Origin of the sequence: Acinetobacter sp. G11, from assembly GCF_049808495.1 — a bacterium.
Classification (GTDB): Bacteria; Pseudomonadota; Gammaproteobacteria; order Pseudomonadales; family Moraxellaceae; genus Acinetobacter; species Acinetobacter kookii.
Genome location: NZ_JBNCAT010000007.1, coordinates 54,207 through 68,445 on the forward strand (window position 1 = coordinate 54,207; position 14,239 = coordinate 68,445).

Annotated in this window: 18 protein-coding genes; 7 read left to right on the forward strand and 11 right to left on the reverse strand. The window is 43.5% G+C overall.

Features of this window, described 5'->3' with window-relative positions:
• Positions 1-31: 31 nt before the first annotated feature.
• Positions 32-532, reverse strand: a complete 501-nt coding sequence (locus ACPUEY_RS04720) for a thioesterase family protein (protein ID WP_425121310.1) — start codon at positions 530-532, stop codon at positions 32-34.
• Between the two features lie 102 nt (positions 533-634).
• Here ACPUEY_RS04720 and hemB point away from each other — a divergent pair, with 102 nt between their 5' ends.
• Positions 635-1,648, forward strand: coding sequence for a porphobilinogen synthase (gene hemB, locus ACPUEY_RS04725; RefSeq protein WP_092818830.1), 1,014 nt, complete (start codon positions 635-637; stop codon positions 1,646-1,648).
• Between the two features lie 18 nt (positions 1,649-1,666).
• Positions 1,667-2,791, forward strand: coding sequence for a glycine oxidase ThiO (gene thiO, locus ACPUEY_RS04730; RefSeq protein ID WP_425121311.1), 1,125 nt, complete (start codon positions 1,667-1,669; stop codon positions 2,789-2,791).
• Here thiO and ACPUEY_RS04735 read toward each other — a convergent pair.
• The 5 genes from ACPUEY_RS04735 to ACPUEY_RS04755 all read right to left on the reverse strand — a co-directional run bounded on the left by ACPUEY_RS04735 (position 2,777) and on the right by ACPUEY_RS04755 (position 5,843).
• Positions 2,777-3,685 (reverse strand): TIGR01777 family oxidoreductase, encoded by a 909-nt coding sequence (locus ACPUEY_RS04735; RefSeq protein ID WP_261182875.1) that lies wholly within the window; start codon positions 3,683-3,685, stop codon positions 2,777-2,779. The two genes, thiO and ACPUEY_RS04735, sit on opposite strands and share 15 nt — an antisense overlap.
• Before the next feature lie 72 nt (positions 3,686-3,757).
• Positions 3,758-4,201 (reverse strand): ABZJ_00895 family protein, encoded by a 444-nt coding sequence (locus tag ACPUEY_RS04740; RefSeq protein WP_092818833.1) that lies wholly within the window; start codon positions 4,199-4,201, stop codon positions 3,758-3,760.
• A 120-nt stretch (positions 4,202-4,321) separates the two neighbouring features.
• Positions 4,322-4,450 (reverse strand): hypothetical protein, encoded by a 129-nt coding sequence (locus ACPUEY_RS04745; protein WP_265092669.1) that lies wholly within the window; start codon positions 4,448-4,450, stop codon positions 4,322-4,324.
• A 154-nt stretch (positions 4,451-4,604) separates the two neighbouring features.
• Positions 4,605-5,228: a LysE family translocator gene (locus tag ACPUEY_RS04750; RefSeq protein WP_425121312.1), complete on the reverse strand. Its 624-nt coding sequence runs from the start codon at positions 5,226-5,228 to the stop codon at positions 4,605-4,607.
• Between the two features lie 426 nt (positions 5,229-5,654).
• A complete protein-coding gene (locus ACPUEY_RS04755; RefSeq protein ID WP_261182878.1) occupies positions 5,655-5,843 on the reverse strand; it encodes an NF038215 family lipoprotein in 189 nt (62 codons plus the stop codon).
• Between the two features lie 273 nt (positions 5,844-6,116).
• On the opposite strand from ACPUEY_RS04755, the gene ACPUEY_RS04760 reads away from it, so the two are divergent.
• Together ACPUEY_RS04760 and ACPUEY_RS04765 are read left to right on the forward strand one after the other, a co-directional pair.
• Positions 6,117-6,998, forward strand: a complete 882-nt coding sequence (locus ACPUEY_RS04760) for a 1-aminocyclopropane-1-carboxylate deaminase/D-cysteine desulfhydrase (RefSeq protein ID WP_425121313.1) — start codon at positions 6,117-6,119, stop codon at positions 6,996-6,998.
• Positions 6,999-7,052: 54 nt separating this feature from the next.
• Positions 7,053-8,252: an NAD(P)/FAD-dependent oxidoreductase gene (locus ACPUEY_RS04765; protein WP_425121314.1), complete on the forward strand. Its 1,200-nt coding sequence runs from the start codon at positions 7,053-7,055 to the stop codon at positions 8,250-8,252.
• A 15-nt stretch (positions 8,253-8,267) separates the two neighbouring features.
• Here the strand turns inward: ACPUEY_RS04765 and ACPUEY_RS04770 are convergent, their stop codons facing one another.
• The 4 genes from ACPUEY_RS04770 to ACPUEY_RS04785 form a co-directional block, all read right to left on the reverse strand.
• Positions 8,268-8,420, reverse strand: coding sequence for a hypothetical protein (locus ACPUEY_RS04770; RefSeq protein ID WP_165493294.1), 153 nt, complete (start codon positions 8,418-8,420; stop codon positions 8,268-8,270).
• Positions 8,421-8,559: 139 nt separating this feature from the next.
• Complete coding sequence (locus tag ACPUEY_RS04775) at positions 8,560-8,763, reverse strand: hypothetical protein (RefSeq protein ID WP_261182891.1); 204 nt, start codon at positions 8,761-8,763, stop codon at positions 8,560-8,562.
• Between the two features lie 168 nt (positions 8,764-8,931).
• Positions 8,932-10,737, reverse strand: coding sequence for a mechanosensitive ion channel (locus tag ACPUEY_RS04780; protein WP_425121315.1), 1,806 nt, complete (start codon positions 10,735-10,737; stop codon positions 8,932-8,934).
• Positions 10,738-10,960: 223 nt separating this feature from the next.
• A complete protein-coding gene (locus ACPUEY_RS04785; RefSeq protein ID WP_092818839.1) occupies positions 10,961-11,305 on the reverse strand; it encodes a hypothetical protein in 345 nt (114 codons plus the stop codon).
• 139 nt (positions 11,306-11,444) lie between these two features.
• Between ACPUEY_RS04785 and ACPUEY_RS04790 the strand changes: the two genes are divergently transcribed.
• Both ACPUEY_RS04790 and ACPUEY_RS04795 read left to right on the forward strand, forming a co-directional pair.
• A complete protein-coding gene (locus tag ACPUEY_RS04790; protein WP_425121316.1) occupies positions 11,445-11,624 on the forward strand; it encodes a hypothetical protein in 180 nt (59 codons plus the stop codon).
• Between the two features lie 159 nt (positions 11,625-11,783).
• Positions 11,784-12,206: a hypothetical protein gene (locus tag ACPUEY_RS04795; RefSeq protein WP_092818970.1), complete on the forward strand. Its 423-nt coding sequence runs from the start codon at positions 11,784-11,786 to the stop codon at positions 12,204-12,206.
• Positions 12,207-12,353: 147 nt separating this feature from the next.
• Here the strand turns inward: ACPUEY_RS04795 and ACPUEY_RS04800 are convergent, their stop codons facing one another.
• Positions 12,354-13,115: a ferredoxin--NADP reductase gene (locus ACPUEY_RS04800; RefSeq protein WP_425121317.1), complete on the reverse strand. Its 762-nt coding sequence runs from the start codon at positions 13,113-13,115 to the stop codon at positions 12,354-12,356.
• A gap of 85 nt (positions 13,116-13,200) precedes the next feature.
• On the opposite strand from ACPUEY_RS04800, the gene gigC reads away from it, so the two are divergent.
• Positions 13,201-14,079 carry a LysR family transcriptional regulator GigC gene (gigC, locus tag ACPUEY_RS04805; RefSeq protein WP_425121318.1) on the forward strand — a complete coding sequence of 293 codons (879 nt, stop codon included), beginning with the start codon at positions 13,201-13,203 and terminating at the stop codon, positions 14,077-14,079.
• Positions 14,080-14,239 lie beyond the last annotated feature (160 nt).

Sequence of the window (14,239 nt, forward strand, 5' to 3'; positions counted from 1 at the left end):
CTTCTTTTACCTTGTCAGGCTTAAAACAAACTTAATACGCATAAGAAGCAATTGCGGTTGCAATCGGTTTGTCTTCATCATTCACTAAAGTCATGCGCATGGTGCATCCCTTACGGCCTAAACGTAAAGTTTCGGCATGTGCGGTAAAGGACTTGCCACGACCCGGCGCGAGATAATCGACCCGCATATCGACTGTTGCCAGACGCGATACCTTTTTAATAGTCTCGGGCAAATCATCAGGCGTGGCTTTCTTGTACAGCTCCCCCATGGCCACAATACCGCCAATGCTGTCCAAAATGGTCGCCGCAACGCCGCCATGCAAAATCTGGAAGGCCACATTGCCAATCATATACGGCTGCATGTCGATATGGGCCTCAATCTGCCCATCCACCACCCGCATGTTCATGCCATTGTGCTGAAAGAAAGGAGATTTGTTAAAAGCCTTGCATAACTGGTTCAGCAGTACATCAATATCAACTTTCGAGCCTAAATGTATATGACCGGTCCAACTTTTTTCTCTTTCGTTTACCATTCGCTCGAATTTCCTGATTGAATAAAAATCTGTTAAACATCACCCAAAAACATATTCTAGGGCTACAATAGCCAAAGTTTAATACTGATCATTGAGATTGTTATGACCTATACGTTCAATCGTCCAGCATTTCCCGCTACCCGCATGCGCCGCATCCGTAAAAACGACCAGTTACGTGCCATGGTACGTGAAACCCAGCTGACGACCGATCATCTCATTTACCCAGTATTCGTCCTTCCGGGGCAGAACCAAACCCAAGACATTCCAAGCATGCCGAATGTACAGCGTCTGTCTGCCGACCTGCTGTTAAAAAAATCTGAACGTCTACTGGAATTGGGCGTTTCTAAATTAGCGCTATTTCCAGTTACGCCACAAGAAGATAAAAGTCTGTCCGCTGAAGCGGCCTGGCGTGAAGACGGTCTGGTCCAAAATACCGTTCGCCTGCTAAAAAAAGAATTGCCAGAAATGGTGCTGATCACGGATGGCGCTTTAGACCCCTATACCACGCATGGTCAGGATGGCATCATTGATGACACCGGCTATGTACTAAATGATGAAACAGTAGAATGTCTGATTAAACAAGCCTTAAGTCATGCCGAAGCCGGTGCAGATGTGGTTGCACCGAGTGACATGATGGATGGCCGGATTGGTGCTATTCGTCATGCGCTGGAAGCCAATGGTCATATCTATACCAATATCATGGCTTATTCAGCCAAATATGCCTCCAGCTTCTATGGTCCCTTCCGTGATGCCGTCGGTTCATCGACAAACCTGAAAGGTGGCAACAAGTACAATTACCAAATGGACATCGGCAACCGTGCCGAAGCGCTGCATGAAATTGCCCTGGATATTCAGGAAGGTGCAGACATGGTGATTGTCAAACCGGGCATGCCTTATCTGGATATCGTCCGTGAAGTGAAAGACACGTTTGGGGTTCCGACATTCGTGTATCAGGTCAGTGGTGAATACGCCATGCTGGCCGGTGCCATTCAAAATGGCTGGCTGTCCGACAGCGTGATTATTGAATCCCTGATGAGTTGCCGCCGTGCCGGTGCTGACGGCATCTGGACCTACTTTGCCGAAGAAGCAGCTCTTAAACTGAAAGACATGAAATAAGGATTTGTGGTCTAAGCGATGAAAATTGCCATTATTGGAGCGGGCATTAGCGGTCTGCTGTCTGCTTTAGAGCTGTTGGAACAGGGATGTTCCGTGATGATTTTCGATCAGCAGCAGGCAGGAAAAGCTGCCTCCTGGGCCGGTGGCGGGATTCTCTCCCCGATGTATCCCTGGCGCTATCCGCACGCGGTGAATCAACTGGCGCAATATGGCAAGTCATTGTATTTAGGGTGGAACAAAAAGTTAAAGCCTGTTTCAGGCATTGATTTTGAAATTCATGAAAGCGGTATGCTGATTTTTGATGAAGCTGATTTTGAAAGCGGTCTGAATTATGCCGAGCAGTTTCAGGAACCAATGCAGCAATGTGAATATTTACAACAGGAACAGATTGAACAGCTAAATCCTTTTATTGACGCCAAATTTCAACACGCCATTTATTTCCCCCAGATTGCCAATGTTCGAAACCCGCGCTTACTGCAATCTATGGTGGCCTATTTAAAACAGCATCCACAAGTCGAATTTATCGAACACTGCCCGATTGAACAGTTCAATATCAAAAATGGCAAGGTTCAGTCTGTACAGGCTAAAAATGGCAAAACGTATGATGCAGATCAGTTTGTGATCGCCACTGGCGCATGGTCGCAGCGCTGGTCTGAACAACTGGACCTGGAAATTCCAGTTCGTCCGGTTCAGGGACAGATGGTGCTGTTTAAAACCCCGGCAAACTGGTTGCCGACCATGTGCATGAATGATGTGATGTATTTAATTCCACGTCTGGACGGTCATGTGGTCTGTGGTTCCAGTATGGCGGATTGCGGTTTTGACACCACCCCAACAGTAGCAACCAAGCAGAAAATTCTGAAGGCCTGTTTCGAGATGGTTCCCGAACTGGCTAATTTTCCCATCGAAAAACAATGGGCCGGTTTAAGACCAGGTTCCCCAACGGGTATCCCTTATGTCGGTAAAATACCCGAGATGGAGAATGTGTGGGCCAACTTCGGACATTTCCGTAATGGCTTGTGTATGGGTCCCGCCTCTGCACAATTGCTCAGACAGCTGATGCTGGGCCAAACTCCTCTCGTAAACCCGGCAGCTTACAGCCCTGCACGCCTCAAATCTGAAGCAGAGTTAATGGTGCACTAATATCTCTTCCAAAGCGCTGTTCAAGGTCGGATATTTAAACTCAAAACCGGCCTTTTTGAGTGCTTGTGATTGTACATATTGGCCATTCAATACCAGTTGTGACTGCTCACCCAGCATGCATCGCAAAACGAAAGCTGGTAAAGAGAACACCGGTTTACGTTTTAAGACCTGGGCAGCAGTTTGGACAAACTGCGCTTGCGAGACTTTTTCAGGTGACACGACATTAAATATTTGTGCTTCAGTTTCATGCAGCATTAAAAATTCGATGGCACGCAGCACATCCTGAACATGCACCCACACGACGGGTTGCCGCCCGTGTCCAATCTGTCCCGCCAGATTCAGTTTAATCGGCAAGAGCATGCGCGGCAGAATCCCGCCATTTTTCCCAAACACAATGCCAAGACGAATAATCGTGGTTTTTTGCTGACTAAAACTGAGGGCAGCCTGCTCCCACAACTGGCACAATTCCGACATAAAAATGGACTGGGGTGCGGACTGTTCGGTACATGTTTCTAACCATTGTTCAGTCGGGTCTATACCGTAATAGCCAACGGCGGAACCGGAAATAATCCGCTTTGGAAAAATCTGTCTTTTTTCCAGGTAGCGATAGAGCTGCTGCGTGGTTTCTACCCGACTTTCAATCAGTTGTTGTTTTCTTTTGGCTGTCCAGCGTCCCTGTCCAATGCTTTCACCCGCCAGGTTGATCACGTAATCAATGCGGTCGGTTTTCAGTTCATCTAAATGCTGAATCCAGATGAGATCCGGATGATTTGAGCGTTTATTTTTCTGGCGGGTCAGCCCCACCACGGCATAATCCCGATCCAACAAATAAGGCAGCAGATGCGAGCCGATAAAACCACTGCCGCCTGTAATCAAGACACATGCTTTTTGCATTTTCGGATCTCGCCTGTTTTTTCTTATCTATAGATCAAGACGGTATAAAACTCAAGCCTACATCCGTTTCGTTTAGCCAAACATTTTTTGCGCCATGCGCTGTGCCTGTTTGCCGTAAAACCAATAGGTCAAAAGATACAGCGGAATGGCAATCAGCAAGACCATGATCAGCACCATACTCATAAATTGCGGATTTTTGAGATATAAAAGAAAATTCTGCCAGACTTCGGGGTCATTTTTGGCAAAAAGGACAATGCCGAGCAATAAAAAGGCCAGGTTATAGCCCCAGAAAATCAGGCTGAATCCCAAGGTGATTTTTTTTTGTTCTTGCGCGGTTGGCGCGCGTCGTTGCTGTTTTAAAAACTTATACAGCACCAAAATCATGGCCGTTAAATAAGGCACGATGGTCAGAATGCCGCCCATGCCGGTTGGCAATAAAGCAGCCAATACACCGCAGATACAGGTAAAAATAAAACAGAAGAAAAAAAACCATAAAAAATATCGGGTTAGTGACACAACAAGCCTGCATGAGCAACTTTTAGATGATCAGTATAAAAAAAATTGAGTTTTTTTTCATTTTATTGTCAACCAATCTGTAAAATGCTGCGTTATATAGGGTACGAAGTTCATAAACCGTTAATTTGTACCGGCATCCACAATATTTTCGGTGAACTTTTCTAAAGCAATAAACTTGGTTTCAGGTTTTAGTGAGGAACAGCAGCCCAAGCTAAAACTTGCAACAGATTTTTTGACCGACGATTTCATCATCACTCGAATCGTCGGTCTTTTATTTTCTACATTCTATTTTAATCTTAAGGTTCAGTCCGGGAATAGATCTATACACTTCTTGCATCAATCACTGTTTTTATAAAATAAGAAATGAGTAAGCCATTCAAAATTGATTCACCCATGCCGTGATTTACTTCATTCCAAAGATGAGCTTCAATCCCAACAGCGTCATGATCCCGCCTGCGGCACGGTCAAAAGCGGCTTTAAATTTTAAATAGACACGGCGTGGTTTTTCCGCCGACAAGGCCACTGCAACCAGTGAGCACCAGCCTGCATCAATAAAGAAACACAGTAGCGGCAACACAAAATAATAATAGGTCGGAATTTCTTTGGGTAAAAGTGCGGTAAAAATACTGGCCAGCACAATCGCAATTTTCGGATTGGAAAGCTGGGTAATCAAGCCTGTGGCGAATGCACGGCGCAATGACATTTGGGCCTGTAAATCATGGCCAGATTCAATCGGTGCTTTGGCATGTTTAATAATTTTAAACGCCAGCCACAGCAAATATAAACCGCCGCAAATTTTCAAAGCCAAATAAGCAGATGGCACCGCCAATAAAAATGCCTGCAATCCAAGCACAGCCAACAGGCCGAAAATGGCAGCACCTGTGCCTGTCCCTAAAGCGGTAAACACACCATGCCGACGTGAAATCGCAATTGAATTTTTAGCGACATAAATCGAAGTCGGTCCGGGACTCATTGCACCTAGCATTAAGGCAAATGCAATTGAGCCCAAAATCCAAAATGATTCCACAAGTCCACCTATTGAAATTAATTCCGCGGCAATTTTACAATTTAAAAGCCTGAATATCCCTCTGAATTTCACCTCTTTTTCAGAATTTCACTGCATTATTCACCAAGAATTAAATCAATCGCCTAATAAATCACTAAGCAGGCAATCAAAGCCCTCATTTATTAGAAAATGGATGAAATGAACACAAGTATGGCTCTGCGTAGCGAGAGATATGGAGGAATATAAAATAGAGGTTTATAGGGTAAAAGATCGTTACAGTTACAATGAAATTGGCTGTATACATATATTTTTATGAATGTACTCAAACAGACAAAAAATCCGCATATCATTTCAGTAATAATTTTTTAGATACATATAAATTCAGACCTGCCAATTGGCAGGTCGAGCTTGATTTAACATGAGATTAAATATCGGTTTCAGCTCGGTTTACTCTTGAGCAACAGGCTGGATTTCACGCGCATTCAGTTGAGAAAGCTGGTAATCCTGATCATGCACAGGTACACCACCAATAATCATGGTACGTGCTGTTTTCGGCTTGTTATAATCATTTTCGGCATCGCAAGCTGTCATTAACAGTAACATGCATAGCGATAAACCCACGGATAGCGTCTTCATCACATATCCTCTTTTTTCATCATTGTTCTAACTTTTAGATTAACACTAATGAGTATTTTTCAATCATTATTTTTATAATTTTAATTCAATTATTTAAGATATATTTACAAATAAGCCCTGTGTAAATATGCGCAAGAGCAAAAATCATCAGGCATTATTTTCAGGTCCTGCCTGATATTGAAATATCGCTGTGATGATCCTGACGAAAACAGCGTGCCATAAATCATTTTATTTTACGTACAATGCAGTCTCATATTGATGGATCATGATGAAATGTTTGACCCTATTGCCCAGTCAGTGACTTACCAAAAGCTAAGACTGGATGCCCCCGTGACTGTGACCGTGAAGCGTTTGGATCAGATTCATCCACAAATTTCCGGCAACAAGTTTTTTAAACTGAAATACAACTTTCAGGAAGCACAGCAGCAAGGGTTTAAAAAAGTCCTGACTTTTGGCGGTGCCTATTCCAATCATATTGCTGCCACCGCTTATGCAGCGCATCTGTTTGGCTTTGCCAGTGTAGGCATGATCCGGGGGGAAGAACTCAAAGATAAAACGCTCAACCCTACCTTGGCCACGGCGCAGCAATTGGGTATGCAACTGCATTTTGTTTCACGTGAACAGTACCGGCAAAAAGATCAGCCTGAATATCTGGCCGCCTTAAAACAGCACTATCCGGAGCATTACCTCATTCCCGAAGGTGGAACGAATACGCTGGCCATTCAAGGCTGCAAGGAAATTTTAGCTGCCGAAGACCGGCACAATTTTGACGTGATCTGCTGTGCCGTTGGAACAGGTGGCACCATTTCAGGGCTGATTGAGGCAAGTGCAGCCCATCAGAACGTGCTAGGTTTTTCGGCCTTAAAAGGCGATTTTTTAAAGTCGGAGGTCGAGCAATGGACGACGAAGAAAAACTGGAAAATCACCGATGCCTACTGCTGTGGTGGTTATGCCAAAACCACGCCAGCGCTGTTACAGTTTATGCAGTCCTTTGAAGCCGAGCACCGCATTCATTTAGAACAGGTTTATAACGCTAAAATGATGTACGGACTGATGGGTTTAATTCAGCAAAATTACTTCCCGCAAGGTTCACGAATTTTGGTCATTCATACGGGCGGCTTGCAAGGCCGGCATAGAGATGAATATCTATCCTGAAATTGAGCGCAAAATTGTCTATAATGCCCTGCTTTTATCTCCCACGGGTTACTCATGTCTACAAATCAGTATGATGTCATTGTTTTAGGTGCAGGTGCATCAGGTCTGATGTTGGCATTTATGGCAGCCCAGCGTGGCCGTAAAGTTTTAGTACTGGAAAAAGCCAACAAGGTGGGCAAAAAAATCCTGATGTCAGGTGGCGGTAAATGTAATTTTACCAATCTATACGTCGAGCCTGAAAACTACATTTCACATAACCCGCACTTCGTAATCTCGGCCTTAAGCCGCTATACCAACTGGGACTTTATTGGTCTGGTCTGTGAACATGGCATTGAATATGAAGAACGTAAACACGGTCAGTTATTTACCTTAAACGGGGCTAAGGAAATTTTGGCCATGCTGCTGGCTGAATGTGACAAGACCGGCCTGGTCGACATTAAAACCAGCTGTGAAGTCAAAGCGGTTACTGCTATAGATGATCAAGGTTTTCATGTTGCGACTACTTTAGGTTATTTCCAGGCTGAATCTGTCGTTGTGGCAACAGGAGGTTTGTCTGTACCGACGCTGGGCGGCTCAGGGATTGGTTATGACATTGCCAAACAGTTCGGCCATCATGTGCACCCGACCCGTGCAGGCCTGGTGCCCTTTACTTTTTCCGACCAGTTTAAAGAAGTGACCACCCGTTTAAGCGGTAATGCCGTCGATGCTACCCTGTCGAATGATTTAAACAGTTTTACCGAAGCCCTGCTGTTTACCCATCGCGGTTTAAGTGGCCCAAGTTCATTACAGTTGTCCAATTACTGGAATGTCGGCCAAAGTTTTAACATCAATTTCCTGCCTAATCTTGATCTGACAGATTTCTTTAAAGCCAAGAAATCCAGCCAGCCCAAAGTGTTGCTACGCACCTTGTTAAATGAGCATCTGCCAAAAAGTGTGGTACTGGAACTGCAAAATCTGATCTGGGCAGAATTTGCCGACACAGCGATCGGTAATTTGAGCGATGATAAACTGGAACAGGTCGCCAAGCGCCTGCATCATTTTGAAGTAAAACCCTCAGGAACCGAAGGCTACCGGACTGCGGAAGTGACCTTGGGCGGTGTTGATACCACTGAAGTATCATCCAAGACCATGGAAAGCAAAAAACAGAAAGGCTTGTACTTTGTCGGTGAGGTTCTGGATGTGTCGGGTCATTTAGGTGGTTTTAATTTTCAATGGGCATGGGCGTCTGCACATGCCGCATCGCAATATGTTTAATCCATTGCAACTGAATTATTCTAAATAATCCGTACGTAAAATTTCAATATTCTGCTTCTGCTGCATACGCACAATTGCTTGATCCATCTTTGCAACTGCTTGTGTATGTTGGCAGTCTTGTTGAAATGCTTGCCCGACTAAACCTAAAAGTTTTTTAACTAACATCATAATTTCCCCTCAATAATTATTTATACGTCCCAGTATAGAATGATGAATATTTCAAGAATATTAAAACTAAGTCTTTATATTCTTTAAATATTACAATTATATTTAGCATAATACATGCCAACAATCGAGCATTTATTGATTATTTTTTATCTAAATTTTCTCGATATTCTGGTTTTTTCTGTTGATGTTCAACTTTAAGTTTGGCAAATATAAATTTATATGCACTCATAAGAAACCCAACTGTTATACCTGCGATCACAATTGGTGCAAGAAACTTATTCGGTTCTCTTTTACTCTTTTTGCTCTCCTGTTCAGGATTAGGGTCTGTTGACGATCCGTTCATAATTTTGACAATGCATATTTTAACGGATCTCAGGCTTGCAATAGAAAATCTGGTCATCTTACTGACTGCTTCTTAATAATAGAGCAGCAAAAAGCATGCCCATCTGTTGTGCACAAACAAAGCAGCGCTTTGTTTGTGCAATATATGACCTATTGCTTTCCGCAATAGTTATTGGTCATCTTTGGGCTTAGGATTATTTTTGTCTGTGTTGCTGTGAAGATCAACATCAGATTCTGCCTCACCTGTAGATCCAAAAGGATTATTTTCTGGCGGGTGTTTAGGATCAACGCGGATAGAATCCGGAACACTCTGATCTGGATCAGGTTTTTGTGCCTCTTGTGGTGCCGTGGTTAATGAAGCAGGAGTTGGATTGGATAAATCAGGAGTCAAAGCATTTTCATGTTCAGTAAATTCACGCGCAGCCTGGGCGGAGACTGAATTTGAATCCTGCCCTGAACTGATTCGGTCCGAATTGTCCTGATGCAAGGGATTAGGCTGCTTCGCCTCTTTTTTGCATTTATCAATTAGGTCAGTCAAGACACGTTGTGCCGGATCGCGCCCACCTAAACCAAAGGCCAATGCGAAGGCAACGGCGACAGCACCCAAAGTTAAGCCAAAGGCCAGATTGACAATGGAATCGGCAATACCCATGGCACGCAAGCCCATGGCAATCACCAAGCCCATAATCAATATACGAACCAGATTTGCCAGCCAGCGTGAACTGACATATTCACCTCGTCCAATCACCTTGGCCACCAGATTTGCCAGCCAGAATCCAATCATCAGGATGACTGCACCTAGCAAGATATTGGCACCAAATTGAATAAACATTGAAATCAGCACACTGATCTGTTCAAAACCAAGCCGGTTTGCTGCTTCAGATACCGCAAACAGCATGGTAAAGAACACAATCAGATAACCAATAATTGACGATACTTTAGTTGTACCTAAAAAGCGCTGTGCATCCATTTTGGCAGGAATTTCATCCACACCCGTTCCAGAAACAATGTCCACCACCAGTTTAGCCACAAAGCGTGACACCACATACGCCAGAATAAGAATTAAGGCAGCTGCAATAATATGTGGAATGGCATTCATGATTTCATACAACATGGCCGTGGCCGGTTGTGAAATCGCTTCAACGCCCAGCGCTTCAAAGCCAATAATCAAGGCAGTAATGATAATAATCGCAAAGACAAATGAGCCGAGTACCTGGGGCAGATTGGAATTTTTAAACATCCCGATTTTCTGGGCATGCTGCTGTAGATTTAAACTACCTACCAGACCTTCGACAATACCGCGTACAATTTTTGCCAGAATATAACCGACAAATACAATCACAGCGGCAATAAAGATATTCGGCAAGAATGAGACAACTTCATTCACCATGTTCTGTACTGGAGCCAGCAATCCGGTTAAGCCCAGAATCGACAGTACAATTGGCAAGAATAATAACAAAATCAGCCAATAAACAATGTCACTAATGTTCTGGCTAATTGGGCTGACACCCACATCAGCACTTAACTTTTCATCCAGCTCAGTTCGGTCCAGCAGTTTTTGCAGTCCCATTTTGACCAGATTCGCAACAATCCAGCCAATAAAACCGACCGCAATAGCTGCTAAAAGTTGAGGAATAAACAACAGGAATTGCTGGATCATATTGCTGAATGGCCCGCTCACGCTGGTGAGATTCAGCACATTCAACGCGCCTATGACGGCAATGATCATTACAATCCAGAAGATGATACGTGAAACGATATTTTCAACATTTGAGCGATGTCCTGTCGCTCCAGAAAGTCTTTGATTTGTTCCAAGCTTTTGTAAAACTTTTTTAATTCCTGCCGCAATAATAAGGGCAACAATCCAACCTATGATTAAAATGGCGATGGCAGCGAGAATAGGATGAAACTGATTCCAATAGTACATCGCATCAAATTCACCCCCTCTAGGGCCTCCAGAAAAATACTCATTCATATTGTCATGTCCTCTTGTTATTACTTATTGAATTTCTACAGATGAATACTGGTTTATGTTGGCTCAGCTCAACCTAAAATGATGACGTTAAGAACACATTAGAATTCGATTATTTTTTCTTCAATACAAACCAGCATAAATACAACAAAAGCGCACATTAGATTGCAAAAAGCTCCAATCCTTTCAGACCAGAGCTTTAAAAAATGACATTGAGATTATGCGTTTAGTTGCTGTTTCCTCGGCCGATACCGACATTATCGGTCGCCTCACCTATTGCACTTTTTTCACCCGGTTCTGTTACAGTATCGGCATCTGTAGCAACGGCTTCATCGGTTGCTGTTGCAGTGCCGGTAGTCGCGGTATTGTTTGGTGTGGCAGGTTGGACAGTGGGGTCAGGATGCCCTGGAGGAGCATCTTGTGATTCCGGTTTAGTATAGGCAAACATGTAAACCAGTACGGCAATGAAGAACACCCCTACAAGAAGAAGGATATACACTGGCAAACGTTTTTTTTGAGATCTTTCTTCTTCACTCGTAACATGAGGCGGTTTATTAAAATCATGTGTCATGTTTTTTCCCCTCTTTTATTTCATTCCATGTATTTATATTAACTATATTTCCTGATCAGTTATGTATAAAAGCATAGTGACATGGTGAAGACTTGTAATTTTCACTTAAAAAACAGCAGTTCAGAAAGCAGTTGTTTAAATGTGTTTAAGGCAAGAAGGGTGTGTCGATTCAATTTCCAGTCAGGCTGTCATTCTTTTCTATAGCGCTTTTAAAGTTACTGCTGCTGTTGCCTTTATCGCAGTCTATGGGACTGTTATTCCATTTTTATATGTGGAACAAGACACTGTTATTTTAATTGAAGCCCCAGCAAAATTTTAACCATGCAGAGGAAAGGAGTTTAAGTTACGGTTTTTAAAATAGGAAAATTAACCGATTTTTTAAACTTGGCTGAGCTTTCAGGATGAAGCATGGTTTAGGTGCTGAAAGGCTTAAAATGAGCTATAATTATCCACCTCGTTTTTCATGCTGCTTAACTTTATGGCGTATCGTCAGCAATCTGTAACGCTTGATTTGGACACTGACGTCACTCATCAATGTTGTTTGCATTACACTCGTGATGGACATCTCATTGGGATTATTGAATTTAATAAGCCGAGTTACGTGCTTAAATGGGGTGATCTGGAATATTTCCGTCGCCGTACCGAAGAATTTTCTGTGATGCCGTTTCCTGAATGCATCAATGCCATGGTAATTGACATTCGCAATATTGCCCCGTTTATAGACAATGAAGTGCCCATTATTCCTTGGCGCTTACTGGAAGAAGAATGTCCGATCCGTCTGGTGGTTCCCCAAGAACGGCTTGAATATTATGCAGGGATTTTTGAACCCACCTGGCTGACCAGTGATGTGGATACTGCCATTCAGGAAATCCGTGAATTTATTGATATGTTTGTTCACTAAACTAGTGATCATAAAAAACCTCCTCATTGGAGGTTTTTTTTGTGACTAAATCTCCTCCCTTTTTTAAAGGGAGGTCGGGAGGGATTAGTTTTTAGATGATTTACATCTGATTGAATTTCCCCAACTCCTCTTTTTACCTCAAGTCACTTACCAATAATTCTCCACCGCAATATTGCCTTCGCCACGGCGGTTCATTTTCAAGCCACGTGCTTTTAATGCTTCTTTGGTGTCTTCCACCATTTGCGGGTTACCGCACAGCATGACATGGCTGGTGTCTACATTGAATTGCAGTCCCACCACTTTTTCCAGTTCACCATTTTCAATCAGTACCGGTAAACGGTCATGCAAGGCTGCATGGGGGTCACGGGTAATAATCGGGACAAATTTAAAGCCCGTATGACCTTCACCAAAGGTTTCGGCAATTTCCTGAATACGCCCGACATAAGCCAGTTCGGCTTCAGTACGCACACTATAGACCAGATTGATCTTTTGATATTTCGACCAGGTTTCAAAGTCTTGCAACATGGAAATAAATGGTGCCAGACCCGTGCCAGTGGCGAGTAACCACAAGTCATGCGGCAAAGGAAGCTGATAACGTGCCAAGGTTAAAAAACCATAGGGGATTTTTTCCAGGTACAGCTCATCATCCACTTGTAGATGTTGCAGGTTAGAAGTGAATGCACCGTCAGGCACGACAATTGAAAAGAATTCCAGGGTTTCATCAAAGGGCGATGACACCACGGAATAAGCCCGAACCACCAGTTCATCGCCTACTTTTAGGCCAATACGTGCAAACTGACCTGCGGTAAATTTAAAATGCGCAGGTCGAGTCATGGTAAAACTGAATAAGGTATTGGTCCAGCGGTGTACAGATAAAACTTTTTCTAAGCTAAATTTTTCAATTGACATGATTTCAGCGTGGCATGAAAGACTGTGCTCATGGTAGCATGACCACATAATTTATTAATATTTTTTAAATGTTAAGGCTCTATTCATGCGCATGACCTTACGCCAGTTGGCTGTTTTTGTAGCAGTCGCACAAGAAGGCACAGTAACCAAAGCCAGCGATGCCGTTAAGCTCACGCAAAGTGCTGCAAGTATGGCTTTAGCGGATTTGGAAGATGGCTTGGGTGCTCCACTGTTTGACCGTCTCGGTAAACGTCTACAACTCAATGATTTAGGTCGTTTCTTACTTCCGCAAGCGCTGGAAATTTTAGGTCGCTGCGAAGCTTTTGAACAGGCGGCCAAAGGTGAATTGCAAAGTATTGACCTGCGCTTGGGGGCCACCTTAACCATCAGTGATTACCTGATGCCCGACCTGATGGCGGACTTTTTGAAAATTCAGCCGCAAGCACATCTGCAGTTGCAAGTCGGCAATACCCGTCAGATGATTGAAGCCGTGAACCAGTTCCAGCTGGATTTAGCCTTGATTGAAGGTTCATGTCATCTTCCACAGTTGCAGTGTATACACTGGCGTGACGATGAACTGGCAGTATGCTGTTCACCAGAGCATCCATTGGCAAAACTGAACCGTGCAATTACCGCTAAAGATTTTGACCATGTCGAATGGATTTTACGTGAAGAAGGTTCAGGTACCCGTGAGGTGTTTGACAATGCCATTTTAAAAGACCTTCCAGATGCCAATATCCGTTTAACACTCGGTCATAATGAAGCGATTCTTAAAATTGTGGCTGGCGGTTTAGGCATGTCCTGTATTTCGAAACTCGCCATTGAACCTTTACGTGAAAAAGGTCAGCTGGTCATTTTAGACACCCCTTTCTGGCAACTGACCCGTCCTTTATTCATGTTGGTGCATCGTCAAAAATATCAGGGACCTGGTCTAAAAGCCTTTATGAAATTCTGTGAAGAATAAAAAATATTAAAAAAAGCGCCTAAATGGCACTGCTGTCCCATAGTTGAATCCCAGGTATTAGATTCGTGAGTGTGGCAAGGATGCCACACATTCCCCATACACGACAGGATGTCGTGTATGGGGAATAAAGACTTTTGCCTACTTTTGGTCTGTCAAAAGT